The sequence below is a fragment of the Peribacillus sp. SIMBA_075 genome (assembly GCF_046534585.1).
Genome location: NZ_JAWRYN010001647.1, coordinates 1 through 234, shown reverse-complemented (window position 1 = coordinate 234; position 234 = coordinate 1). Strand labels below are relative to the sequence as shown.

Genomic DNA, 234 nt, shown 5'->3' with positions numbered 1-234 from the left:
CCATTTTAAAGGTACTCGGGTTTTCTTGCTTTCCAATCTCCTCCTGATTTCGGTTTACTAGTACCCCATCTGATTGAACATTATAAAAGGCTAACGCAACTTTTATAGGGTTTTTAATAAAGTTATCAAGTTTGTTTTCATTTTCATGTAGATATCGAGTACTTAAATAATTTTCAAAAATACTTCGTACTAACATCATTACATCTTCATTGTGCCCAGCTTTTAATAAATGTC

The 234-nt window shown here is 31.6% G+C and carries 1 protein-coding gene; it reads right to left on the bottom strand.

The window, feature by feature from the left end:
• Positions 1-234, bottom strand: a 234-nt coding sequence (locus SB775_RS34020) for a DUF5677 domain-containing protein (RefSeq protein WP_410865707.1), incomplete at both ends; no start/stop codon positions are given.